Annotated in this window: 23 protein-coding genes; 12 read left to right on the top strand and 11 right to left on the bottom strand. The window is 45.1% G+C overall.

Annotated features, from left to right (window positions below):
• Nucleotides 1-58 precede the first annotated feature (58 nt).
• A complete protein-coding gene (gene msrA, locus OC443_RS16910; protein WP_073579753.1) occupies nt 59-685 on the bottom strand; it encodes a peptide-methionine (S)-S-oxide reductase MsrA in 627 nt (208 codons plus the stop codon).
• A 234-nt stretch (nt 686-919) separates the two neighbouring features.
• Between msrA and tamA the strand changes: the two genes are divergently transcribed.
• The 6 genes from tamA (at nt 920) to OC443_RS16880 (ending at nt 10,252) form a co-directional block, all read left to right on the top strand.
• Nucleotides 920-2,626, top strand: a complete 1,707-nt coding sequence (gene tamA, locus OC443_RS16905; protein ID WP_073579754.1) for an autotransporter assembly complex protein TamA — start codon at nt 920-922, stop codon at nt 2,624-2,626.
• Complete coding sequence (gene tamB / locus OC443_RS16900) at nt 2,623-6,393, top strand: autotransporter assembly complex protein TamB (RefSeq protein ID WP_073579755.1); 3,771 nt, start codon at nt 2,623-2,625, stop codon at nt 6,391-6,393. The genes tamA and tamB overlap by 4 nt, the downstream gene beginning before the upstream one ends.
• A 66-nt stretch (nt 6,394-6,459) precedes the next feature.
• Complete coding sequence (locus OC443_RS16895) at nt 6,460-6,804, top strand: gamma-glutamylcyclotransferase family protein (RefSeq protein WP_073579756.1); 345 nt, start codon at nt 6,460-6,462, stop codon at nt 6,802-6,804.
• 568 nt (nt 6,805-7,372) lie between these two features.
• Nucleotides 7,373-8,557: a hypothetical protein gene (locus tag OC443_RS16890; protein ID WP_073579757.1), complete on the top strand. Its 1,185-nt coding sequence runs from the start codon at nt 7,373-7,375 to the stop codon at nt 8,555-8,557.
• A 542-nt stretch (nt 8,558-9,099) separates the two neighbouring features.
• Nucleotides 9,100-9,687, top strand: a complete 588-nt coding sequence (locus OC443_RS16885; RefSeq protein ID WP_159440301.1) for a methyl-accepting chemotaxis protein — start codon at nt 9,100-9,102, stop codon at nt 9,685-9,687.
• A 178-nt stretch (nt 9,688-9,865) separates the two neighbouring features.
• On the top strand, nt 9,866-10,252 hold the full coding sequence (locus tag OC443_RS16880; RefSeq protein ID WP_073579759.1) for a DUF2799 domain-containing protein: 387 nt from the start codon (nt 9,866-9,868) through the stop codon (nt 10,250-10,252).
• A 110-nt stretch (nt 10,253-10,362) separates the two neighbouring features.
• Here OC443_RS16880 and ppa read toward each other — a convergent pair whose 3' ends face one another.
• Nucleotides 10,363-10,890 carry an inorganic diphosphatase gene (ppa, locus tag OC443_RS16875; RefSeq protein WP_073579760.1) on the bottom strand — a complete coding sequence of 176 codons (528 nt, stop codon included), beginning with the start codon at nt 10,888-10,890 and terminating at the stop codon, nt 10,363-10,365.
• A gap of 176 nt (nt 10,891-11,066) precedes the next feature.
• Complete coding sequence (gene fbp, locus OC443_RS16870; RefSeq protein WP_073579761.1) at nt 11,067-12,077, bottom strand: class 1 fructose-bisphosphatase; 1,011 nt, start codon at nt 12,075-12,077, stop codon at nt 11,067-11,069.
• 358 nt (nt 12,078-12,435) lie between these two features.
• Here fbp and mpl point away from each other — a divergent pair, with 358 nt between their 5' ends.
• The 5 genes from mpl (at nt 12,436) to thiQ (ending at nt 18,000) form a co-directional block, all read left to right on the top strand.
• A complete protein-coding gene (mpl, locus tag OC443_RS16865) occupies nt 12,436-13,800 on the top strand; it encodes a UDP-N-acetylmuramate:L-alanyl-gamma-D-glutamyl-meso-diaminopimelate ligase (protein ID WP_073579762.1) in 1,365 nt (454 codons plus the stop codon).
• Entirely contained in the window at nt 13,793-14,428 is a 636-nt protein-coding gene (locus tag OC443_RS16860; RefSeq protein ID WP_073579763.1) for a flavin prenyltransferase UbiX, read from the top strand. The genes mpl and OC443_RS16860 overlap by 8 nt, the downstream gene beginning before the upstream one ends.
• A 293-nt stretch (nt 14,429-14,721) precedes the next feature.
• Entirely contained in the window at nt 14,722-15,708 is a 987-nt protein-coding gene (gene thiB, locus OC443_RS16855) for a thiamine ABC transporter substrate binding subunit (RefSeq protein ID WP_159440302.1), read from the top strand.
• A complete protein-coding gene (thiP, locus tag OC443_RS16850; RefSeq protein WP_370738722.1) occupies nt 15,681-17,312 on the top strand; it encodes a thiamine/thiamine pyrophosphate ABC transporter permease in 1,632 nt (543 codons plus the stop codon). Before thiB ends, thiP begins: the two co-directional genes overlap by 28 nt.
• Nucleotides 17,299-18,000 carry a thiamine ABC transporter ATP-binding protein gene (gene thiQ, locus OC443_RS16845; RefSeq protein ID WP_073579766.1) on the top strand — a complete coding sequence of 234 codons (702 nt, stop codon included), beginning with the start codon at nt 17,299-17,301 and terminating at the stop codon, nt 17,998-18,000. Before thiP ends, thiQ begins: the two co-directional genes overlap by 14 nt.
• 73 nt (nt 18,001-18,073) lie before the next feature.
• Here thiQ and yjgA read toward each other — a convergent pair whose 3' ends face one another.
• The gene (yjgA, locus tag OC443_RS16840) at nt 18,074-18,601 is read right to left on the bottom strand and encodes a ribosome biogenesis factor YjgA (RefSeq protein ID WP_073579767.1); all 528 of its coding nucleotides are present in this window, start codon (nt 18,599-18,601) and stop codon (nt 18,074-18,076) included.
• A 110-nt stretch (nt 18,602-18,711) separates the two neighbouring features.
• Here yjgA and pmbA point away from each other — a divergent pair, with 110 nt between their 5' ends.
• The gene (pmbA, locus tag OC443_RS16835) at nt 18,712-20,058 is read left to right on the top strand and encodes a metalloprotease PmbA (protein ID WP_073579768.1); all 1,347 of its coding nucleotides are present in this window, start codon (nt 18,712-18,714) and stop codon (nt 20,056-20,058) included.
• Between the two features lie 82 nt (nt 20,059-20,140).
• Here the strand turns inward: pmbA and mgtE are convergent, their stop codons facing one another.
• The 7 genes from mgtE to lptB form a co-directional block, all read right to left on the bottom strand.
• Nucleotides 20,141-21,499, bottom strand: coding sequence for a magnesium transporter (gene mgtE / locus OC443_RS16830; protein WP_073579769.1), 1,359 nt, complete (start codon nt 21,497-21,499; stop codon nt 20,141-20,143).
• A gap of 220 nt (nt 21,500-21,719) precedes the next feature.
• Nucleotides 21,720-21,998 carry an HPr family phosphocarrier protein gene (locus OC443_RS16825; RefSeq protein WP_073579770.1) on the bottom strand — a complete coding sequence of 93 codons (279 nt, stop codon included), beginning with the start codon at nt 21,996-21,998 and terminating at the stop codon, nt 21,720-21,722.
• Nucleotides 21,999-22,002: 4 nt separating this feature from the next.
• Nucleotides 22,003-22,869, bottom strand: coding sequence for an RNase adapter RapZ (rapZ, locus tag OC443_RS16820; protein ID WP_073579771.1), 867 nt, complete (start codon nt 22,867-22,869; stop codon nt 22,003-22,005).
• Nucleotides 22,870-22,889: 20 nt separating this feature from the next.
• Nucleotides 22,890-23,342 carry a PTS IIA-like nitrogen regulatory protein PtsN gene (ptsN, locus tag OC443_RS16815; protein WP_073579772.1) on the bottom strand — a complete coding sequence of 151 codons (453 nt, stop codon included), beginning with the start codon at nt 23,340-23,342 and terminating at the stop codon, nt 22,890-22,892.
• A gap of 2 nt (nt 23,343-23,344) precedes the next feature.
• A complete protein-coding gene (gene hpf / locus OC443_RS16810) occupies nt 23,345-23,632 on the bottom strand; it encodes a ribosome hibernation promoting factor (RefSeq protein ID WP_073579773.1) in 288 nt (95 codons plus the stop codon).
• A gap of 30 nt (nt 23,633-23,662) precedes the next feature.
• Nucleotides 23,663-25,147, bottom strand: coding sequence for an RNA polymerase factor sigma-54 (locus OC443_RS16805; RefSeq protein WP_073579774.1), 1,485 nt, complete (start codon nt 25,145-25,147; stop codon nt 23,663-23,665).
• A gap of 58 nt (nt 25,148-25,205) precedes the next feature.
• Nucleotides 25,206-25,931, bottom strand: a complete 726-nt coding sequence (gene lptB / locus OC443_RS16800) for an LPS export ABC transporter ATP-binding protein (RefSeq protein WP_073579775.1) — start codon at nt 25,929-25,931, stop codon at nt 25,206-25,208.
• Between the last annotated feature and the right edge of the window lie 3 nt (nt 25,932-25,934).

Here is a 25,934-nt window from a genome sequence, read left to right as displayed (position 1 = left end):
GAATGGACAGAAACAGCAACGTTATAATATAACATTGCTGTTGGCGCAAGCATTATTATCAGCCGGTAAAACAGACGCCTGTCCCGTTGAGGCCACAATATCCATCGGGATTTTTTGCCAGATATTGTTGATGGTAAGTTTCTGCAAAATAGTAGGGACCCGCCGGGATGACTTCGGTTGTAATTGTTCCGCGCTCACCGGTTATTAAAGCTTCCTGATACCGTTGCTTTGAGCGTTCTGCAATAACACGTTGTTCATCGTTATAAAAATAGATGGCTGAACGATACTGTGTTCCAAGGTCATTGCCTTGTTGCATGCCCTGGGTTGGATCATGATTTTCCCAGAAACCGGCTAACAGGGTTTCAAGAGAAATCAGCCCGGGCTGGTAGATAATCCTGACGACTTCAGTATGACCGGTTTTACCGGTACAGACTTCTTCATAAGTCGGGTTCGGAGTGTAACCTCCTGAATATCCGACAGAAGTTGATATTACCCCTTCGAGTTGCCAAAACATTTTTTCGGCGCCCCAAAAGCATCCCATACCCAGCAGGATTTTCGCCTGATCTTTGGTTGGTTCTGCGTGAATGCTTGATTGATTGACAAAATGGGTGTCTTCCACATCGAATGGGATTGCACGGCCTTTTAAAGCTTCATTCTGGGGGATCATTGTTTGTTTATCTGGCATGACTTTTCCTTTCTCTTTATATACCTGAGTTGTTGTCGCTCTGGCGGAGACTCAGGTATCAGCCATATGGAATGATGATGCATGGCTTTGATTACAATCTGTTACTTCGACAGTGTGCCGCCCTGATGTATGGATAAAATGTAGTTCAGATTTAACTATCTGCGTACAGACGACAGCGTTTATGTTAGTTATGATAAACTCAATTCACTTCTGACATTAAGATAAAACAATTGTATGAGGCGTATTTTCACTTTTTGTTATGTTTTTTTCATTTGTTTCTCTGCTGCCGGTTATGCAGAAGTGAATGTGGTTGTAAATGGACTGAAAGGTCAACTGAAAGACAATGTTGATGTTTATTTATCCGGTATCTCACAACATGAAGATGCAAACAGTTTGCGCTTACACGCTTTTATTCAGGAAAATATATCTCAGGCACTTGAAGCTTTAGGTTATTACCATGCATCAGTCTCATTTCAAACCGAAGATAAACAGTTATCCGTGTTTGTCACGCAAGGTGAACCAACACGAATTCTCCGGGCTGAGATTCAAATATCCGGCGAAGCCGGGCTGGATGAAGATTTTATCAGGTTGCGTGAGCAAAGCCAGATAAAAGCCGGCGCGATCTTAAACCATGCCCACTATGAAAAATTCAAATCAGATATCAGAAATCTGGCGCTCAAAAAAGGCTATTTCAACGGTAAATTCACGCAAAGCCGTATCGAAGTCAGGCCGGATAAGTATCAGGCAAACATCATCCTCGATTTTGACAGTGGTATCCGATATCACTTTGGTCAGATAATAATCTCTGGCAGTCAGATTGATGATCAGAAAGTTTTGTCATTACAGCCTTTTCAATCTGGTGATCCTTATCAGATCTCCGGTATGGGTGAATTTAATCAAAATCTGTCGGATACGGACTGGTTTGGTTCGATAGCGATTACTCCTGATTTATCTAAGTTAAAAGAAAGCAGAGAGTTACCTGTACATGTTGTCCTGACTCCAGCATCCCGAAATCAGGTTGAAACAGGTTTAGGGTATTCGACTGATGTCGGGATCCAGGGATCTCTGAAGTGGGTCAAACCCTGGCTGAATGAAAGCGGACACAGTTTTAGCAGCAAAATGTCTCTCTCAGGACCGGAACAGGTGGTGATTGCCGGATATAAAATCCCCCTGCAGGATGTGCTTCATCAGTACTATCAGATTCAGTACGGTTTGAAGAAAGTTGATAATCTGGATACGAAAAGTATCGAGTCAAACTTATCTCTGGAGCGACACTGGCATTTAGATAATGGCTGGAACCGGACCATTTTCATCCGGTATCTGATAGAGAATTATGAGCAGGGGGTTCTTGATGATGTGGGACAGTTTGTTTTACCCGGAATCACATTCACCCGGACCCGAACCCGCGGAACCCGGCTGTTTACCTGGGGAGATAAAGAAACGTTAACGATAGAATACGGTAATCAACATGCGTTATCGGAAACCGATTTGCTGCGGATTCAGGGGAGTACCTCATGGATCAGAACTTATCTGGAAGATCACCGTTTTTTAGCCAGGATTGACGGGGGCGTGAATCTGGTGGATGAATTCCGTCAGGTTTCTCCATCGTTACGGTTCTTTGCTGGTGGAGATAACAGTATCCGGGGCTATGATTATGATTCTGTTTCTCCGGTGGACAGTAGTGGCGCTTTAACCGGGGCCAGGTACCTGGCAACGGCTTCGCTTGAATATCAATACCAGTTAACCGGCAACTGGTGGCTGGCACTGTTTTATGACTATGGTGATGCATTTAACAAAACACCGGACTGGAAGCGGGGAACCGGAGTCGGTATTCGGTGGGTTTCTCCGGTCGGTCCCGTTCGTCTTGACTTTGCATGGGGGCTGGATAACCAGCCGGGCGATGAATTCAGACTACATTTTACATTAGGGCCTGATTTATGATTCGCTTTTTGTTCCGGTTCGGAAAATATAGCTTTATCACTATTTGTGCGCTTTTACTGGTGAGTGCGTCCGTCCTTGCTTTTACTCTGCTGTCTCCAGCAGGATTAAAACTGGCTTTATGGGGGGCTGAAAAGTTTGTACCAACACTACAGATCGGTCCTTCGGAAGGTGCGCTCGGCCGCTCATTTGTTTTGACGGATGTCCGTTACAAAGATCCGGTAACACAGGTGGCTATCCGGCTTAACCGGGTTGCATTGGATGTTGACAGTCACTGCTTCCTGCAACCGGCTCTGTGTGTGAATTCACTGACCGTGAATGGCGCAGACATTGAATTGTCGGGTGGAAAGCCTGAACCTGAAGCAGCCGAACTTCCTGGGACACCGGTCAGACAAACGGATTTTATCCTCCCGGTTCCGGTCACTTTATCCCGGATTGAGCTAAATGATGTGCAGGTATCAACCCCGCAGGCGACGGTTGTCTGGCAGACATTTGCTGGTGGTCTTCATCTTCACCGGGACCAGCTTCGTATCACTCAAGTGAACTGGCATAAGATTGATGTCACTTTGACTCAACATGATGTTCAACCATCAGCCAAAGCGAAGACATCACCAACCACTCCTGTTCAGGATATTTCATTACCGGAAATATGGATTCCTCTGCATATCCGTATGCCTGAATTTCATTTATCTCAGCTGACGCTCCATCAGCCAGAAAAACAATTGATTGACAGGCTTGATCTGGCTGTCAGTGCTTTTCATCATGATGTCCGGCTAAAGAAACTCGATTTAAACACACCGCAAGTGGATGTCCGGATGAAAGGACATCTTGAGCTGAACCGGCATTATCCGCTGGATTTACAGCTGGATACATTGTTGAAAGCCTCTCAGCTGTCCGGACAGTCGGTTTCTGTGACGGCAAAAGGAAGTTTGCAACAGTTGGAAAGCAATATTTCACTGGATGGAAAAATTACCGGGGAAATGAAGGTAAAAGTCGCGCCTTTATCTGCCTCTGAACATTTTCCGTTCCGGGTTGAAGTGAATCATTTGTCAGGTGGGTGGCCGCCTGCCGGTGCCCCGGCTTATCAATTTGGATTAGGGCATCTGGTGATTCAGGGTAATACGGAAAAATATCAGGTTCAGGGGGATGGTCAGGTCAACGGGCAGGACATCCCGGAGACAGATTTCAAATTATCCGGAGCCGGAACAAAGACGCAGTTTGATTTGGCTCAGCTGGAACTGGGTTTGCTGAATGGCCAGGTTTCCGGGCAATCGACAATCAACTGGCAAGATGGTTTTTCAATCCACTCGGATATTCAGCTGAGTCATGTTGAACCGCAGACTCAGTGGCCGGAGTATCCGGGGCAGCTTGATGGGACATTCCGGTTTGAAGCGTCAATGATCGATCCTGCCTGGTCTGTTGCTGTTTCACAGATGAATGTGACAGGAAAACTCAGACAATACCCACTGCAGGTCACCGGCAGCTTTCAGGCATCGGGAGACTCGAAATCGCAAGCAGTGAAAGTTGATGTGCCCGGACTGAATCTTTCACATGGACCAAATTATCTCGTCGCACAAGGTTCTGTTGATCAACAGCTCAACATGGATGTCGGGATTCATTTCCCCGATCTATCTAAATCCGTCGGAGCTTTATCTGGTCAGGTTCAGGGAGAAGTCAAACTGACCGGGCAACTGTCTGCTCCGGATCTCAGCATGGAGCTGTCCGGGCGTCATATTCACTGGCAAAACCTGTTCAGTACGCGGACGGTTCGTCTGAAAGGTCATCTTCAGTCTGATCCGGAGATTCAGGGAGAGATGAATGTTCAGCTGCTGGAAGGAAAATATCAGAACGACCGGATTGATTCAGCCAGACTGAATATTCATGGAACTCAGGACAAACATCAGGCAGCACTGACGCTGAAAACGTCATTGGGTGATGGCGTGTTCCGGTTATCCGGAGGTGTATCTGATAACTGGAAACAGTGGCAGGGAAAGCTGACTGAAGTGAATCTATCAGCCAAAAAGCAGTCTGTTGTACTGGAAAAACCAACCGGAATTTTTCTGGATAGTGAATCGAAACAAGTCAGAATTCAGGCGCATTGCTGGCTGAATAAGCAGGCTCACTTATGTCTGGATCAGGATGCTGAAGTCAGCGCTGAGGCTGGTCAGCTGAAATTTTCTTTAAACCATCTCCGGTTACAGCAGCTCGCTACGCTTTTACCGGAAGATATTTCTTTGAGTGGCGATGTCAACGGTAATGGTGTCGTGACATGGCAACAGGGTTTGTCTCCGGAATTGACAATGCAGGCTGGGGTAAAATCCGGCAAGTTTACGAAGATGGAACAATCCAGGCCTGTCACAGTACAGTGGCAGACTTTTGGGGTTCAGGCGCATGTGAAGGATCAGCGGTTATCTCTGAATACATTGTTGGATTTATCGCAAAATGGTCATTTAAAAATGAGTCTCGATATCCCGGATGTTAGTCAGGCAGACAAGAAAATTCAGGGGGATATTGAAGTTCATCAGGTTTCTCTTGATTTTCTTAAGGGGTTCCTGGGGGAATATAATGATTTTCATACCGTTGTGAATAGCCGGCTGAAACTCAAAGGTGAGATGCTTCACCCTCAAATCTATGGGGATTTGCGCATGGATGAAATGAGAGTGAAAGGGCAAATGACGCCTGTAGACATCCGTCAGGGAAAAATCCGTGTTACTTTGCATGGATATCAGGCGGACTGGCTTGCGGATGTGAAGACGCCGGACGGGAAATTGTCTCTGGAAGGTAAAGGAGACTGGAAATCACCTGATAACTGGAAGATCTTCTCGCATCTGTACTTCGATAGTGTGCAGATAAATATGCTGCCTATGGTCCGCCTGAAAGCTGTCCCCGATATCAAACTGACAATGTCACCGAAATCTGCATCAGTCACCGGAAAAGTCTCGTTACCTGAAGGTGAGATTAAGATTGATCAACTGCCTTCGGGCGCCATCAAAGTGTCTGACGATCAGGTGATTCTGGATGAATCTGGTTCACCCCGGCAAGAGAAAGGCGCTTTACCATTTCGGTTGAATACGAACTTAAGTGTTGAGTTAGGCGATGAGCTTTCTATTGCTGCATTTGGTCTTAAAGGACGATTACAGGGTAAATTAAATGTCTCGCAACGGGATCAGTCTCCATTTATACACGGAGAAGTGAATATACTGGATGGCAGTTATCGATCTTTTGGTCAGGACTTACTGATACAGCAAGGGAAGATATTAATGAACGGGCCAGCCGATCAGCCCTATGTGTCTATTACGGCCATCCGTAACCCGGAGCAGATAGAAGATGAAGTGACAGCCGGTATTCAGGTGACAGGTCCGGCCGATAACCCTGTCGTCACCGTTTTTTCTGACCCGGCTATGCCTCAGGCGAATGCATTATCTTACCTGCTCAGAGGGAAAAACCTGACATCTGACTCCGGAGGCCATACCGTGACCAGCAGTCTGATTGGTTTGACGCTGGCTCAGAGTGGTAAACTGGTCGGAGAGTTGGGGCAAGCCTTTGGCGTTCAGGATTTGGAGCTGGATACCAATGGTGCCGGAGATGGTACGCAGGTCACTGTCAGTGGTTATATTCTACCGGGATTACAGGTGAAATACGGGGTGGGTATTTTTAATTCAGTTGGTGAGTTTACGGTTCGTTACCGGCTGATGAAAGATCTGTATCTGGAGGCTGTTTCCGGATTGACCAGTACAGTTGATCTGTTGTATCAATTTGAATTTGATTAGTCTTTATACCCAGGCAAACCTGCATCTTCAGGCTGTTTGGGTATAGTCATATTTCAGGGAGGAAATATGCAACATTTAGTGTTTGTTTACGGTACGCTCCGGCAAGGGGAAATGAATCACTTCTTTCTCGAAGACAGCAAATTTTTGGGTTATTACAGCACAAAACCAGCGTATGCGTTGTATCACCTCGGGGAATATCCGGGATTGACTCAGGGAGAGCAGTCAGTCTGTGGCGAAGTTTATGAGGTGAGTGAGGCGTGTTTGGCCCGGCTTGATGAGCTGGAAGATATTCCGGTTGAGTATCGTCGTGAGGAGATTAATACGCCTTTCGGACGTGCCTGGATTTATATATATCAGGATGTTTCTAAATTAAAGCAGGTTATTATTTCAGGTGATTGGTGCCAGCAATAATAACTTTTTTATCTTGTGAAGATAGTTGAGAATAATCAAAATATCAGCCGGATTTCTTCCTGAAACTTATATTTTTAGTTTCGGGTCGCTTTTCTTTTTTAATTATTTTAGTGACCTGCTTTGCAAAACGTGAAACCGGTTTCCATATTTAATCCCCAAAAAATAAAAATGTGCAGCCCTGCACAATCTTAATCGATATAGATTTATAGAATTACAGAGTTTTCTGAGATTTTACTAACTGTATGTCTCAGAAATCACATTGATTATATACCTGAGATTGCGACTAAAAATGCAATGGGACGTGCGTTTTACTGGTTAATGTGGCTTTTCGGGGAACCGGTTTCCCTTTGGTTTCCTTCGGGGATGCCAGGAAGTCAGGAATAGTCATTCACAAGTTTTAATATTATCGGCCGTTTCGGCAGTGGTTGGATGGCGATGAATGGCAGTCGACCGATAACGAAATAAACAATCTTAGATAAAAGATACATCACGGTATTTCCGGATGAAGTAATAAAAGAACAGTTTGCTGGAGAAGCAAACCCTACAAAAATATATAGGATATCTACCAATGAAGATTAAAACGCTATCACTCGCAGTGACACTCAGTTGCGCCTGCTGTTCCCTCTATTCGGCAGCAACATTTGCAGATGATCATATGGATCAGAAAGCACTGGACGCAGAAGTTGCCAAAATGGAACAGATGCATCAGACCTATGAAGCTGAACTACAGAAAATGCGCCAGATGCGTGAAAAGTATGAAAGCAATCTGGCAAAAATTAATGATCCAAAACTGGATGAAGGTAGCAGCGGCTATGAAGCGCTGAAGTCCGCGATCGAACGAATTACTTTTTTTGGTTTCTTCCGGGCTAAGTATGACCATGATGACCGGGATGAAATCGGTATCGGTGCCGGCACAAACAACCGACACTTCTACATGGATTTTGAAGCGAAGATGAAAGTCTCGGATGAATGGGAAGCTCATTTCCAAAGCGAAGCCCGTAAAGGTTATACCGTGAACCAGTCATGGCGTGATGACCCGGGTAGTGATGATCAGGACGGAACCGTTCAGCGTATCTGGGTAGAAGGTCATCCATATGACGGTATAGGTCTTGCGCTTGGTACAAAATGGTGGGGGCTTGGCTTCCAGAATGTACCATTCGGTCATGCTGCTGATGGTATTCAGGTTGATTACACCTTTGTGAAAGACTGGAATGCGAAAGCTTTCTGGTGGAGACCTCGTCAGGGCGATCTGGTCACGATGCCTAATGGCTCAGAAACTACAATCAGTGGTTTGAACGTGACAGGTCACATCGTCGATCAACTGGCAACCAGCCTGACGTTCGCCAGCAACGAAAATGACGATGATAAGCAAATGATGGATCGTATGGGAGCCGTTGAGCTGCAATACAAACCAATTGATGATGTGACGCTGACTGGTAGTTATGTCTGGACCAATGCGGATGACTATAACAACAGTCAGGAATATCGTGTCGACTATAAAGCCACTGACTTAAATCAGATTGGTTCATATAGCCTGTATGCCCGTTATATCGACTTTGAAAAGTATGGTGATTACTCACATGATGATGAATGGAGCTCATTGCCTGCAGATGCAAAAGGATGGATCGCCGGCGTTAAATATGTGCTGTACAAAAATGTCGTGTGGGAAACCTTCTACTCACAACAGAAAAAAATCTCTACGGATAGCTCAAGTAAACACCTGATCCGGACACAGATTGATTTCCATTTTTAATAACCTGAGTCCATAAGCAGTACTTCCCTTACTATGGAGAACCTGTGTGCTACGACTAATAGCATTCCCATGGTAAGGGATTTTATGAAAACACCTCTAAACAACCAACCACCAGGCGACTCTGGTTAGAATAATTTCAGGAAGCACCGCATGCTGTTTCACCGGATTTTAAGTCGGTGCTATCCTGCCTTTCTGTTTGATCCGCTACACTTACCTGTAAAACGTGCTAATCTTTTCCGTGTTGCATAATAATGTGACCGGTCAGGGATTTTTGCTGATCGGTATAGAAACACTTTCATCAATATCGTAAATATGATTCCTGAATCAAGTTCCTTTTTCCTTAAGCTGGATGAATTGGGTGCTTTTTGTTCTGTTACTCTCGTGTCATCTTGAGTGAACAGATGTCTGGATGTTGGTAAATTGAGTCAGTTTGCTGGATATTAAAATTATAAAAAATGGTCTGGTTATACACTCAAGCTATATTGCCGGGAAAAATTATAAAATGCTTATCTTTGAACAGGCAGGAGGTTGAGGTGGTATTATTGAGTAGACCAAATGAGTCGGATACTCATTTGTTACGTCAAGAAGTAGAACGATTAAAAAGATTTTACCAAAGGGATATTAATGAACTTAGTGCTGAACTTGAACTAAAAGAATCAGAAATCAGCACATTATTACTTTATGAACAACTGAAAGACCGGCTAAGAGTGAATTCTCCCACAGATGAATTTCTTTTGAATCAAATTTGCGATGGGATTGTTTTAAAGTCTGATGAACAGGGTGATCAGGAGCGCCGGAGATTTGATCCTCAAGATTTTCAAAACTCTTATCTGGCCATTCAGCGATTGATGCAAAAATCGAAGAGAACCTTTGTACAACCTGACATGGCTTATCTGAATGAAGAGATTTCTGCCCCTTTTCATGAAATGCTGAATACGGTTTTGGAGCTTTCTGCTCAGATAAATTTACTGGCACTGAATACAGTCATTGAAGCTGCAAAAGCCGGAGAAAGTGGCCGCAGACTGGCTTTGATTGCAGATGAAGTTTCAATGCTGGCGCATCAGGCTCTCAGTATTAGCTCTGAGCTGGAAAATTTTATACAGGATACATTCAAAGTATCAGGGCTATAGCTGATTTTTTAGGGTTTTTGAAGTAAATTCATCGACTTGATTTCCAACTGAACGAAGTCAGGTGAAGCGTCTTTACATTGCTTCACCTGACTTTGCATTTGTTTACATAGATCGCACTAATTAATTACAATTAACACATCTACACTGTTAATGAATCTGGAGATGAGGAGAAACTCCCATGAAAAGTTTATTAACAGTGGTATGTGCGTTATTCATTTCAGCTTGTAGTTCTCAGTCTTTACCCGTTGTGTCTGACAGTCAGGGATGGCAGCAATTCGGGTATGATCAGGGGTTTCAGGGGTTGGATAAAACTTCTTTTGCTGAACTGTCAGAGCAGGGAGTAAACGAGTTAACTGATGAACGTTATGCAGATTATATTCAGGGATATAGCGCTGGTAATCAGGCGTATTGTGCTCAGGACCCGTTTCAGTTAGGGCTGACACAAGCACCTTATTATGGTGTTTGTGATCAGGATAACCCTGATTTCAGAACAGCATATGAGCAGGGGCAATGGGAAGATGATGTTACTTCCGGAGCCTATATGTCAGAATCCGATTATGAATAGCGTTGATGGACCCACTTTAATTGCCATTTCTGAAAAACGTTCTGAAAAAAAGCCATTATCTCGAAAGATAATGGCTTTCATTTATTGGTCTGAAATGAATCGATAGCTGATTATTTCTGAGCCCGCTCGTAAGAAGACAGAATTTCAGCACGTGCAGCTTCTGCATCTTCCCAGCCGTCAACTTTGACCCATTTACCTGCTTCAAGCTCTTTGTAACGCTCAAAGAAATGCTTGATTTGTGCTTTCAGCAATTCAGGCAGATCATCAACATCCTGAATGTGATCATATTCTTTCGTCAGTTTAGAATGAGGAACAGCGACAACTTTTGCATCTTCACCTGACTCATCGGTCATTTTCAAAACACCGACCGGACGGCAACGAATGACAGCACCAGGAACCAGTGGATGAGGTGTCGGTACCAAAACATCTACCGGGTCTCCATCCAGAGATAATGTGTTATTCACGTAACCGTAGTTACATGGATAAAACATCGGTGTAGACATGAAACGGTCAACGAACACAGCACCGGAATCTTTGTCTACTTCGTATTTGATCGGATCTGCATTTGCCGGGATTTCGATAACAACATAAATGTCATCAGGAAGAGATTTGCCAGCAGGCACATTGTTCAAGCTCATGAGAGAATTCCTTAGATTTTAATTAACTTTTCAGTTAGGACGCATATTATTATTCAGTTCAGCTTTGAACGCAAAACCTGTATGACTGAAATCGCCTGTCACATGAAATAATCATCCGGGGATACTACAGAATCAGGGAAGCCCTTCTGAAGCAAAGGGCGCCTGTCCTGAAGCGGTTAATCCGGATTGTTCTCAAGGAATTCTTCGACTTTGCGGACCATATTTGGAGAGCCGACAAAGAACGGAACACGTTGATGAAGCTCTCTCGGTTCCAGATCCATAATGCGGTTCACGCCGTCACTGGCAATACCACCGGCCTGTTCCATCAGGAAAGCCATCGGATTACATTCGTAAAGCAGTCTCAGTTTGCCCTGAGGGTGGCTTAATGTACTTGGATAAAGATAGATGCCGCCTTTCAGCAGATTCCGGTGAAAATCGGACACCAGAGAGCCAATGTATCGTGATGTATACGGACGATTATCTTCCGGCACATTCTCCTGACAGAACTTGATGTATTTCTTCACGCCCGTCGGGAAGCGAATGTAATTCCCTTCATTGATTGAGTAAATGCGCCCGTCTTGTGGAATCATCATATTTTCATGAGATAAGCAAAAGGTGCCTAAAGAAGGGTCATAGGTAAAGCCATTGACACCTTTGCCGGTTGTATAAACCAGCATGGTGGATGAACCATAAATGACATAACCTGCCGCAACCTGCTTATTACCTGGCTGTAAAAAATCTTCTTTGGTTGGAGTGGTGCCAATCGGTGAGACGCGCCGGTAGATCGAAAATATCGTGCCAACGGAAACATTTACATCAATATTTGAAGAGCCGTCCAGCGGATCCATGAGTACAACATACTTGGCATTTTTGTTGAGGTCTTTATCAAAAAGAACGACTTCATCTTCTTCTTCACTGGCAACACCACAGACTTGATCCCGGGCTTCCAGCGCTGCTTTAAATTTCTCATTCGCATAGACATCCAGCTTTTGCTGGACTTCGCCCTGCACATTTTCCTGGCCAATAGCTCCGGTGATATCCACCAGACCAGCTTTATTGATTTCCCGGTTCACAATCTTGGCTGCAAGGCGGATTGAAGCCAGAAGCGAAGACAGTTCACCGCTGGCATGGGGGAAATCAGTTTGTTTTTCAATGATGAACTCGCCTAGCGTTCTCATTTCTGACATATTGTGTCCTTCAACATATAATCAAAAAAATCACCGTTTAATCCAGAGACGACAAAATCTGAAGCGCGTTCTTTGTCATTTACTGTCATTTGGGTTCATTTAGGTTTCGGAAAGTCGTGAAGTCACTTGAAAGTAGTACTGTTTTTCGATGACTGTTTGAAAGTCTATGACCGGGATCTTATTTATGGTAATGAACTAACTGATGAACCTCTCATTTTTTAAAAAAAGTTATGATGGCAATTTTTGAAGCAAATAAACGCTTTATTTATCGTGAAATTACGGGTTTCTGACTCGCTTTTACCGGAATGAATCATGATAATGAAGCAGAGTCTCTTCAGCAGAGGAATATGACGAATTCATGCACATACATATATTGGGAATTTGTGGCACATTCATGGGCGGAATTGCCATTCTGGCCCGTCAAATGGGACACCGTGTCACGGGTTCTGATTTAAATGTTTACCCGCCAATGAGCACAATGCTTGAGTCGCAAGGCATTGAAATTATTCAGGGTTATAACCCTGAGCAGCTTAAGTCTGAACCGGATTTAATTGTGGTTGGCAATGCAATGACGCGTGGTAATCCATGCGTGGAATACATGTTAGATCATAACCTCAAATATACCTCCGGACCGCAGTGGCTATGTGAACATTTATTGCGCGAACGATGGGTATTAGCCGTATCGGGTACACATGGAAAAACAACCACATCCAGTATGCTGACCTGGATTCTTGAGTACTGTGGTTACAAACCCGGTTTTTTGATTGGTGGCGTTCCCGGTAACTTTGATACATCGGCCAGACTGGGCGAAAGTGACTTTTTTGTGGTCGAAGCGGATGAATATGACAGTGCTTTTTTCGATAAGCGATCTAAGTTTGTTCACTATCATCCCCGGACCTTGATTATGAACAATCTTGAGTTTGATCATGCTGACATCTTCGATGATTTGGATGCGATTAAGCGACAATTTCATCATTTAGTCAGAATTGTTCCCGGAATTGGCAGAATACTATTGCCGCGTCAGGATACGAATCTGGCGGATGTTCTGGCGCAAGGATGCTGGAGTGAAACTGAATATACCGGGAGTGATGAAAACTGGAATGTAACAAAACTGAAAAAAGATGGATCTTCATTCCAGATCTTATGGAAAGGTGATGTTGTCGGGCGTGTCGACTGGGCGCTTATCGGTGATCACAATGTACAGAATGCATTGATGGCAATTGGTGCGGCCCGGCATGTCGGGGTTGTTCCTGAACTTGCCTGTGAAGCACTGGGTCACTTTGTGAATACCCGGCGCAGACTTGAAAAGCGGGGAGAAATCAAAGGGGTGAGTGTTTATGATGATTTTGCGCACCACCCGACAGCCATCAGGATGACGCTGGAAGGTCTGAGAAATAAGGTGGATAAGCAACGGATTCTGGCGGTGCTGGAACCCCGCTCCGCTACGATGAAAATGGGGATTCATCAGGCAACGCTTGCCGCTTCACTTGATCAGGCTGATGCGGTGTTCTTATACCAGCCAGAAGCACTTGACTGGTCTGTTACTGATGTGGCCGGGCAATGTCGTTCATCTGGTTTTATCAGCGATGATGTCGATTCTCTGGTGGATCAAATTGTGGCATTTTCCCGGCCGGGTGATCAGATTCTGGTGATGAGCAACGGCGGGTTTGGCGGTATTCATCAAAAACTATTAGCAGCATTGGAGAAGCACGAGTATGTCTGATTTAAAAAAAGAAAAAAAGATAACACTGGCATGGACGGGAGCTTCAGGTGGTCCTTACGGACTTCGGTTGCTACAGCATTTACTGGCAGCTGATTATCAGGTTTATCTGCTGATTTCTTCTGCGGCCCGGGTGGTTCTTGCAACCGAACAGGGGGTGAAATTACCCGCCTCACCGGAAAAAACACACGAGATTCTGGTGGATTACATGCAGTGCCGGCCACAGCAGCTGGTTGTCTGCGGCAAAGAAGACTGGTTTTCTCCGGTTGCGTCCGGTTCCGCTGCGCCAAAACAGATGGTGGTTTGTCCCTGTTCTGCCGGGAGTCTTGCTGCGATTGCGTATGGCATGTCAGACAACCTGATTGAACGGGCAGCTGATGTCGTAATTAAAGAAAGAGGGCAACTGCTTCTGGTGGTGCGTGAAACCCCATTTTCTACCATCCATCTGGAAAATATGCTCAAGCTGTCTCAGGCGGGCGTGACTATTATGCCTGCATCGCCGGGCTTTTATACCCAGCCGGAATCAGTAGAAGATATGATTGATTTCATGGTCGGGCGTATTTCCGATCATCTGGGGATAGAGCAAACTATGGTTCCCCGCTGGGGATATGACAATCGCCCCACAGAGTGAAAAGGGAAGAAATACGGGAAATTATAGCTAATTTTTCAGATTCACAGTAAACTCATTCGCACTCATTGGGGAGCTAAACCAGATATGATTATATTCATATTCTGACGCTGAGATCGGCCTGAAAACCGGGACCCATAATACCAATCATCAGAATTGGTGACCTGAACCAGATAATGCTGGCGTAGGAATTGAGTGTGATGTGTTGATCATTGGTTTTGTTCACTTCATTTGCCTCAACCCTGTGCCGTTCAAATAATGGAGAACGAACGGTGAAACCTGTAAAAACTTTATCCTTGCCCCTTGCTTTATGTAGTGTCTTTACTGCTTTGAATGCTTCTGCTGCTGAGAAACCTGTCCTGACGGTTTATACCTATGATTCGTTTGCTTCTGAATGGGGGCCGGGGCCTGCGATTGAAAAATCATTTGAAACTCAGTGTGGTTGCGATTTGCAGTTTATTGCGCTCGATGATGGTGTTTCAATTCTGAATCGCCTCAGACTGGAAGGTGATCACAGCAAAGCAGATATTGTTTTAGGGCTGGATGACAGCCTGATGACCGAAGCAAAAAAAACCGGATTACTGGCTCCGCATCAGGTTGATACGTCTGACGTAAATTTACCTGACGGATGGCAAGATAAAACATTTGTCCCTTTTGATTATGGTTATTTCGCTTTTGTTTATCGTAAAGACAAATTATCGAATCCGCCGACAAGCCTGAAAGCACTGGTGGAACAATCAGATAATCTGAAGATTATTTATCAGGATCCACGCACATCCACACCCGGTCAGGGCTTATTGCTATGGATGAAATCCGTTTACGGCGATCAGGCTGATCAGGCATGGCAAAAACTATCCAGGAAAACAGTCACGGTGACAAAAGGCTGGTCAGAAGCTTATTCGATGTTTCTGAAAGGTGAGTCAGATATGGTTTTATCCTATACAACCTCACCTGCCTATCATCAGATTGCTGAAAAGGATGATCATTATGCGGCGGCTGCATTTAAGGAAGGTCATTATATGCAGGTGGAAGTTGCTGCCCGGTTATCAGGCAGTCAGCATCCTGAACTGGCTGAACAGTTTCTGCAATTTATGCTCAGTGATCAGTTTCAGTCGGTCATTCCGACAGGGAACTGGATGTATCCTGTGACAGCTGGTGAATTACCGGCAGGCTTCCGGCATCTGGTCCATCCGTCAAAAACACTCCGTTTTACACCGGATCAGGTTGCACAAAACCGGAAACAATGGATTCGTGAATGGCGCAGGGCGCTGACGTCCAACTGATGAATCTGGTGCCAATTCCCCGGTCCGGGATCGGAGTCGTCTTTATCGTCATGATTTTTGTTATCAGTGCATTTGGTGCACTGATTTTTCATGCATCGGATCTGGCATTTAGTGAAGTGCTGCAGGATGATTATTACCTGCATATGACCTGGTTTAGTTTTTATCAGGCCGGATTATCAACTCTGTTAAGTGTTATTCCTGCATTACCGGTTGCTGTTGCATTAAATCGCAGACAGTTTCCCGGCCGTCAGCTGTTGCTGAAACTTTTTTCTGTCACATTAGTGATGCCGGTTTTGGTGGGGGTGTTCGGGTTATTGGCTATTTATGGTCACAGCGGACTGGCGGCGAAGATATATCAGTTTTCAGGCCTGGAATTCTCTTTTTCAGTGTATGGTTTAAATGGCATTTTACTGGCGCATGTATTTTTTAATTTACCTTACGCGAGCCGTTTGTTTCTGCATGTTTTAGATATGATTCCTCCGCAGCATGATCAACTGGCTTTACATCTTGGAATGGGAGCATGGTCAAGATTCCGGTTGATCGAATGGCCCCGTCTTCGCCAGCAGCTTCCCCATATTGCAGGACTGGTGTTTATGCTGTGTTTCACCAGTTTTGCGACCGTAATGGCATTAGGTGGCGGGCCGCAGGCTACCACCATAGAGCTGGGTATCTATCAGGCCATCAAGTTTGATTTTGACCTGCAGTCCGGTGCCGTACTTGCCATCTGGCAGGTACTGCTTTGCAGCACTTTGTCTTATGGTGTGCAGCGTATGAGCCGGACGATTCCGGTTCGCACCAGCGGTAGCTTTTCCCGTGAATTCGTCTTCCGGGATTCATTATCATCCAGGTTATGGGACTGGAGCTGGATTACGCTTTGTTTGTTGCTGGTGTTGCCCCCGTTGGTGATGGTGTGTCTCAGTGGTTTGAATGCTCATTTATCCGGGGTACTGTTCAGTTTAAGCTTCTGGTCGGCTGTAAAAGATTCAGTTTGTGTTGCATTCATCGCAGCAGGTTTGTCAGTGATTGCCGGGATATGTGTTTTAATGAGCAGCCGGGCCTGGCGTTTGCGGGGAAGTCTGCGCAGTGCCGATCTGCTTGAAACATCAGGGATGATGATTCTGGTCACGCCCGGAATCGTATTGAGTACAGGATTATTTTTATTGCTGAGAACCTTTACGGATGCGTTTCATTTTGCCTTTGGTGTCGTTGTTCTGGTCAATGCAATGATGGCGCTGCCTTATGTAATTAAAACGTTGCACCAGCCTATGTGGACGATGGCCCGCCAGTATAATCTGTTATGTGCCAGCCTCGGAATGAATGGATGGCGGCGTTTTTTGATTGTTGAATGGCGGGCAATCCGGAAGCCGGTTGTGCATGCATTTGTGATCAGTTTTTTGGTTTCAATGGGTGATTTAAGTGCCATTGCTTTATTTGGCAGTCAGGATTTTAAAACATTGCCGCTGTATTTATATCAATTGATGGGCAGTTATCAGATGGAGGCGGCGGCGGTCGTTGCCTTATTTTTATTATTAATGAGTGTCGGATGCTTCTGGGGAGCAGAAAAATTATTCAGGACCGGAGGAAAATCAATTGTTAAAGCTTGATCGGGTTCGCTATCAATATCAGCAGAACTGGTTTGATTTTTCACTGGAGCTACCGAAGGGGGCGATTGTGGCGATCATGGGAGCCAGCGGTGCCGGAAAGTCGACTTTACTCAGTTTGGTCGCCGGATTTATTACACCAGACTCAGGAGATATTCGTGTAGACGGAAAATCTATTCTCTCTGAATTGCCTTTTGCTCGTCCTTTCTCTGTTCTGTTTCAGGAGCACAATCTGTTCAGCCATCTGACAGTCAGAGAGAATATTGGTCTTGGACTCAATCCCGCTCTCAAATTAACCCGCGATGATCAACAGCAGATCATACAGGCGGCAACTCAGGTCGGGATTGAAACGATGTTGGACCGTATTCCTGAACAGCTGTCCGGCGGACAAAAACAGCGGGTTGCTTTGGCGCGTTGCTTTGTTCAGGCCAGGGATTACTGGTTGCTGGATGAACCTTTCTCGGCTTTGGATCCGATCTTAAGAGGTGAAATGCTGGCTTTAGTCAAACGGCTGGCCAGTGAACGGCAGACAACTGTCATGATGGTCACGCATCATTTAGGCGATATTTTGAGTATTGCGGATCAGTTTGCTTTCGTGCATGAAAATGGGGTTTATGCGACGGGTCAGACGGCTGATTTATCGGTCAAACATCCGGATCCGGTTTTACGTGACTTTGTCAAAGCTGGCTAAAGTCTGTTGATCTTTCGGGTTCAGTTTTTTCAGAAAGCCACACCATAGCAACAGCCATGGTGTGGCAGGGAGATTAAAAATTTTCGTCCTCAAAGGTTTTCAGGATCTGAAATATTTCTCTGGATGCTTTGGGTGGCTTTTGCTGCTGTTGCTCTTTTTTGGCCTGCCTTGCCAGTTGACGCAATTGTTGCCGCTCTGCCTGAGGATATTTATCAATCGCTTCATCAATCGCTGTATCTCCTTCACTAATGATTCTATCGCGTAAGTTCTCCAGTCGGTGGAGTACTGCAGTAGCCTGAGCGTGTTTGTTATTGTAACGGTCCAGAGCGGCCTGCAGTGGTCCCGGGTCAATATGACGCATCAGGCGGCCGATGTACTGAAGCTGACGTCTTCTGGCTTCGTTCTTAAAGCGTTGTGCGTCTTTGATGGCATCCGCCAGTTCCTGTGAAAGCGGGAACTTTTCCAGAATTGCCGGTTTTAAAGCGACCAGTGCTTCTCCGAGTTTCTGGAGTTCAGTCATGTCATTTTTCATTTCGGTTTTACTGACCCAAATGATTTCTTCTTCTTCTTCCCAGGGGGCTTTTTGATTCTTCCGCGCCATAGTTTCTTTCTTCGTAAATTATCAATATTGTTTATTTTAACAAGAATCGTGGGGAGAAAGACAAATTCTTGTTATGCTATTTAGATCAGGTGAATCAAAAGAAATGAGTTATGGATATTAAACAGCAGGTTACACAACAGCGGGCTGAGTTAGAGTCGGCTGTTGCAAAAGCGCTTGAACTGGCATCCGGAACCGCAGATGCAGCAGAAGTCGCAATTACAAAAACTACCGGGTTAAGTGTCTCAACCCGTTTGTGTGAAATTGAAAATGTTGAATTCAACAGCGATGGTGCTTTGGGAATTACGGTTTACCGCGGTCAAAGAAAAGGCAGTGCATCCACATCCGATTTAAGTGAACATGCCATCCGCCAGACAGTTCTTGCTGCACTGGATATTGCCCAATACACGTCAGAAGATCCATGTGCCGGTCCGGCACCGAAAGAACTCATGGTGAAAGATATCCCTGAGCTGGATTTGTTTCACCCTGATGAACCGAATCCGGATGAAGCCGCAGCCGTTGCAATTGTCGCCGAAAAGACAGCTCTGGATTACAGCCCGAAGATTAAACAGAGTGATGGTGCCAGTTATGACAGCCATTACGGTGTGAAAGTGTACGGTAACAGCCATGGCTTGCTGGCCAGTTATGCTTCCAGCCGGCATAGTGTCAGTTGCTGTGTAATTGGAGAAGATAACCACGGAAAAATGGAGCGGGATTATAGCTATAGTGTCGCCCGGCACAGGGATGATCTGTGGAAACCTGAAATCGTTGGGCGTCTGGCAGCTGAGCGGACAGTGAGCCGTTTGGATGCGCAAAAGCTGAAGACCGGGAAATATCCTGTCATGTTTGCTCCTGAGGTTGCGACTGGGTTAATCGGGCATTTTGTATCAGCAATCAGTGGCGGAAACTTATACCGGAAATCATCGTTCCTGCTGGACCAGCTGGGGCAGAAAATATTCCCGGACTGGTTCTGTATCGCTGAAAAGCCACATGTATTACGTGGGCTGGCTTCTACACCGTTTGACAGTGAAGGTCTGGCAACCAGAGATATTGATATTGTCACTGATGGCGTACTGGCGACTTATCTGCTGACCAGCTATTCCGCCAGAAAACTGGATATGACACCAACCGGCCATGCCGGAGGCATTCATAACTGGTTTGTCCGTTCTTCCGGAGAACAGGATTTTACTCAAATGCTGAAAGAGCTGGGGACCGGATTTCTGGTGACGGAAGTGATGGGGCAGGGTGTGAATATCGTTACTGGTGATTATTCCCGGGGTGCGGCTGGTTTTTGGGTGGAAAATGGTGAGATTCAGTATCCTGTTTCAGAAATTACTATTGCAAGTAACCTGAAAGATATGTTCAGTCAGATTATTGCGATAGGGAATGATGTCGAAACCCGTTCACAAATTCAAACCGGCTCAATTTTGATTGAGTCGATGAAAATTGCGGGTGAATAAGCCAGGCGTATCTTTGTATAAAGCAATAAAGCATCAATAAAAAACCCGGAGATTTCCGGGTTTTTTATTGAAACGCTATTGTTCAGGAAATGAGAATTGTTGCCAGACCAAGGAAAACGAAAAGGCCGACCACATCGGTCACTGTGGTAAGTGCCATTCCTCCGGCCAGTGCCGGATCGATTTTCATCTTTTTCAGGAGTAGAGGAATGGTCACCCCAGCGATGCCCGCAACGGTAAGATTGGTCAGCATAGCAGCAGAAATAATGCCCCCGAGCAGCCAGTTACCTTTCCAGACAACGACGATACCGCCAATCAGTAACGCCCATAAGCAGCCGTTGAGAATACCGACAGCAGCTTCTTTCAGAAGCAGTTCCCGTTTATTACTGTCACCTACGTGACCCAATGCTAACCCACGAATAACCAGTGCAATGGTTTGATTTCCTGCGACACCACCCATAGAAGGAACAATGGTCATTAAGACGGCAATTGCGGCCATTTGTTCTAATGTTGCTTCAAACATGTTAGAAACAGAAGCTGCTGCCAGTGCAGCAAGGACATTTGCTCCCAGCCAGATACTGCGTTTACGGGCTGATTTCATGACTGGTGCAAATGTATCTTCTTCATCATCCATACCGGCGAGACTCATCATCGAGTGCTCTGCATCTTCCCGGATGACGTCAACCACATCATCGATCGTTATCCGCCCAACAAGAAATTGTTCTTCGTTAACAACCGGGGCAGAAACCCACTTCCGTCGTTCAAACAGACTGGCAACATCGGTATCTGTCATATCTACCTGAATCGCTTCGTCAGCGTCATCCATAATATCGCAGATACGGATGTCAGGTTGTGATGTTAGCAGGTGAGTCAGTGACAGGTGACCAATCAGGCGGCTTTCTTTATCAATGACATATAAAGCATCCGTTGTCTGAGGTAATTCACCTTTGATTCTTAAATACCGGAGTACAACATCCACATCCACATCTCCGCGGATGGTGATGAAGTCCGTATTCATTAATCCCCCGGCAGTATCTTCCGGGTAGGAGAGTGCAGTTTCAACCCTGAGTCTGTCAATGGCATCCATCTGGGCAAGAATGCTCTGGGAAACATCTTCCGGCAGGCTACGTAAAACGTAGGCCAGATCATCGGTATCCATGCCTTCAGTGGCTTCAGCGAGTCGCTCCGGCGCCATTTTCGACACCAGCGCATCTTTAACGTCTTCACTGAGTTCATCCAGAATATCACCGTAATCTTCCGGATCGGTTAACTGCCACAGAACATTACGACTTTTGCGGGGAGAGGCTTCGAGAAGGTGGGCAATATCTTCAGGCTCCATATCCTGAAGTTGTCTGCGCACATGCACAAACCGGCCATTTTCTAAGGCTTCGGTCACTTCCTGGAGGGTTTGGTGAGCCTGATCAAACTCAATATGCTCTGCCATGATTACCTCCTGTTTATTACATTTTATTATTAGGGACTTTATACCCGGGCAATCTGAAGGTGCATCTTCAGGTTGCCCGGGTATATTAACTTAATTCTAATTCTTATTTAATAAGAAGTTATTTCACAGATAACTTTTTTCCGGAAAGGATTGAGGGTAACACTAAATTGTGTCATTTCATGTCAATACAGGGTTGAAGCCGGATATGCTTACGGTGATTTCAGTCTTCTTCTTCGAATTTATCTTCGATCAGGTGGCATACGGCTTTCAGTGCCTCGTCTGATTCAGAGCCATCAGCATAAATAGTGACATACTGTCCCTGAGCTGATTCAAGCATCAATAATCCCATGACACCATCGGCTGTCGCTTCTTTTCCGTCCTGATTCCGTATGGTCAGAATAGCATCATAAGATTGTGCCAGTTCGACTAATTTGATGGCAGCCCGGGCATGCAATCCCAGACGGTTTTGAATCAGAACCGTTTTGCTTAACTGAGTCATTCTGTTATTTGATTTCCATTTCAAGTGATTTATGGCGGATTTGTACCTGATGACCTAACTGGGAGAAGTATTCACCGATTTGTTGCGTCAGATAGACGGAACGGTGTTTGCCACCGGTACAACCAATCGAAACCGTGAGGTAGCTTCGGTTGTTTTTTTCCAGTAAAGGTAACCAGTGTTCAATAAATGACTGGAGCTGATGTTTCATCTCCATGACCTCAGGATGATGTTCCAGAAAAGCTCTGACCGGGGCATCCAAACCCGTTTGAGGTCTGAGCTCAGGTTGCCAGTGGGGATTTGGAAGAAACCGGACATCAAAGATAAAGTCAGTATCTTTAGGCAATCCGTATTTAAATCCGAAAGACTGAAAAACCATCACCAGTGCTTTTCTTTCCCGCCCTTCTACACGCATCCGAATGGTTTCGCTTAAAGTGTGAATCGATTTATTTGTGCTATCGATGGTTAAATCGGCATGTTCTTTCAGCGGTGACAGGATCTGTTTCTCCAGATCAATGGCCTGCCCGAGCGTTAGTTGGTGTTTTTGCAAAGATAAAGGATGGATTCGGCGGGTTTCGCTGTATCTTTTGAGCAGTGTTTCCTGAGTGGCATCTAAAAATAAAATACTGACATCATCAGCTAAAGAGCTTTTGACAGATTGAATTGTGGTGAGCAGGTGCGTTGGATCCTGAGGCAGGTTACGAATATCAAGGCTGACGGCAATGTTCTGCTTTCCTTTATACACTGACCGGAGAAAAGCATCCAGCAAGTCTACAGGAAGGTTATCTACACAGTAATAGCCAAGGTCTTCAAGTACTCTTAAAGCAACGCTTTTTCCCGCTCCGGACTGGCCACTGACAATGATTAAACGCATACACTCACTCCTGGTATCTGTCAGGATTCCCGGACCATTATATCGTAAAGCTCCTGATTATTCTGCGCTTTACGTAATTGCCTTAGTGTTTGTTTATCATTTAATCGCTCAGCCATACTGGCCAGCGTTTTTAAATGCTCTTTACATTGCTCTTCCGGAACTAACAGCGCAAATAGTAAATCGACCGGGCGGTTATCGATTGCATCAAAATCAATCGGTTCTTTGCACTGAACCAGGACAGCGACGGCATTTTCATGCCCGGTGCCCATTCTTGCGTGAGGAATGGCGATTCCATTGCCGATACCGGTGCTTCCCATTTTCTCCCGGCATAGCATACTTTCAAAAAGTTCAGTTGCGTTTAATCCGGCATGTTCTGCCGCAATTTCACTGATGATTTCCAGTGCACGTTTTTTACTTGAACACTGGACTGCACTTTTTGTGCAGTCCAGTGAAAGTACTTCTCGAAGTTGCATGATTAATGACTACTTAATTTTTCTTTGTGTTTGTTTAGCTGTCGAACCAGTTTGTCTATCAGGCCATCGATTGCAGCATACATGTTTTCATTATCAGATGTTGCATGAATTTCACCCTGATTGACATGGAGTGTCGCTTCTGCAATCTGCTGTACTTTTTCGACCCGCAATATGACTTGCACGTGATTGATATGGTCGAAAAAACGCTCTAGTTTATCAAATTTTGAGTGAACGTAGTCTTGCATTGAATCGGTCAGATCAATGTTATGGCCATTAATGTTTATTTGCATAGACTTTCCTTCTCAGTTAGGCCTGGTTACTTATAGCAGGCGTTTACGCTGACTGGATGGCGCGATCCCCAAAGATTCACGGTACTTTGCAATGGTGCGTCTGGCTACCTGAATCCCCTGGTCAGCTAAAAGTGCCGCAATTTTGCTATCACTCAGTGGCTTAGATGGATTTTCTGCAGCCACAAGCTTTTTAATGAGAGCTCTGATTGCGGTCGATGAACACTCTCCACCATTATCGGTACTGACGTGGCTGGAGAAAAAGTACTTCAGCTCGAAAATACCCCGTGGTGTATGCATATACTTCTGTGTTGTAACCCGGGAAATTGTTGATTCATGCATATCAACAGCGAGTGCAACATCATTAAGTACCATCGGTTTCATCGCTTCTTCTCCATATTCGAAGAAGTCACGCTGATGCTCAACTATACACTTTGCAACTTTAAGCAATGTTTCATTTCGGCTCTCAAGACTTTTAATGAGCCATTTTGCTTCCTGAAGGTTGGTTCTGATGTAATTCCCATCAGCACTATTTCCCCGGCCAAGCTCAGCATATTGCTGATTAATTTTGAGTCTTGGTATGCTGTCCGGATTGATAGTCACAACCCACTTTCCCCGGTCTTTATAAACAGATACATCAGGGACAACATATTCAGCATGCTCTTTATTGATATCATTACCCGGACGAGGGTTGAGTTGCTGAACGAGTTGTAAGACTTCACGAAGCTCATTTTCTTTAAGTTTAGTCTCTTTCAGGATAAGTTTGTAATCCCGGTTACCTAATTGGTTGATGTGGTCTGTAAGTACTAACTTTGCCTCATCCAGCCATGGTGTATCTTTTGGGAAAGTAGCCAGCTGCAGCAGAAGACAATCCTGCAAATTTAATGAGGCAACACCTAACGGATCAAACTGTTGGATGCGTTTTCTGACCGCTTCGATTTCATCCAGTTCGACGTCATATTCGTCAGTTTTAATACTTTCAAGCAGATCTTCCGGTGATAAGGTCAGGTAACCATAATCATCAATTGCATCAATAATGGCCAGTGCAATCGCATGATCAATATCGCTGAATGGTGTCAGGTCCAGCTGCCAAATAAGGTAATCCTGCAGGGTTTGTGTCGTTTCTCCCTGATAAACAGGCATATCGTCATCGACAGAAATACCTGTACTACCGGTATTGGCGCTGTAAATATCATCCCAGGTTGTGTCAATTTCGAGCTCAGAACTGATTTCTGACTTCTCAATGAGTTCAGAACTGTCCTGAACTTGCAATTCAGTTTCGGCAACGTCTGCTGTTGCTTCTTTTTCTTCGTTTTTATTGTTGTCAGTTGCTGCATTTTCGTTTGTCGCAGCTTCATCAAACGTTTCTTCTACATCAAGAAGCGGGTTTGAATCTAAAGCTTCCTGAATCTCTTGTTGGAGATCCAGTGTCGATAACTGCAGCAAACGTATGGCTTGCTGCAGTTGAGGCGTCATTGCTAACTGTTGACCTAACTTGAGTTGTAATGAAGGTTTCATTCGGTATTAATAACCTTATTTCTGTTGCCTTATTTATATTTATATCTTTATCTACTAATCATAGACGGAATTGTTCACCGAGATAAACCTGTTTCACCTGAGCATTATTCAGGACCTGCTTTGGCGTTCCTTCGGCGATTAATTTTCCCTGACTTACGATATAGGCTTTTTCACAAACATCCAAGGTTTCTCTGACATTGTGGTCAGTGATTAAAACCCCTAAGCCGCGATCCCTGAGGTGTTCTATGATCTTTTTAATATCAATCACGGAGATAGGATCGACGCCGGCAAATGGTTCATCTAACAGAATGAACTTAGGATTTGCCGCTAAAGCGCGTGCAATTTCCACCCGCCTTCTTTCTCCACCGGAAAGTGCCATTCCTGCACTGTGACGAATGTGTCCGATATGAAATTCTTCCAGCAGATCTTCCAGTTTATCCTGTCTTTCTTCTCTGGATAGGGCTTCTCTGGTCTGCAAAACAGCCATAATGTTGTTTTCAACCGAGAGTTTTCTGAAAATAGAGGCTTCCTGCGGCAGGTAACCAATCCCCATCCGGGAGCGCTGGTGCATGGGGAGGATGCTGATATCCTTGCCATTGATTGTAATTGCGCCTTCGTCACGGGCGACTAAGCCAACAATCATATAAAAAGAGGTTGTTTTCCCAGCACCATTTGGACCCAACAGTCCGACTATCTGGCCTGATTCAACCTGAAGACTTACATCCGAAACCACTTTCCGTTTTTTGTAGCTCTTGGCTAAGTGTGTCGCTTTTAGTATGGCCATAAT

The organism is Vibrio quintilis (assembly GCF_024529975.1).
Classification (GTDB): domain Bacteria; phylum Pseudomonadota; class Gammaproteobacteria; order Enterobacterales; family Vibrionaceae; genus Vibrio; species Vibrio quintilis.
Note: the sequence above shows the minus strand (reverse complement) of the source record. Positions and strands in the feature narration are given on the sequence as shown.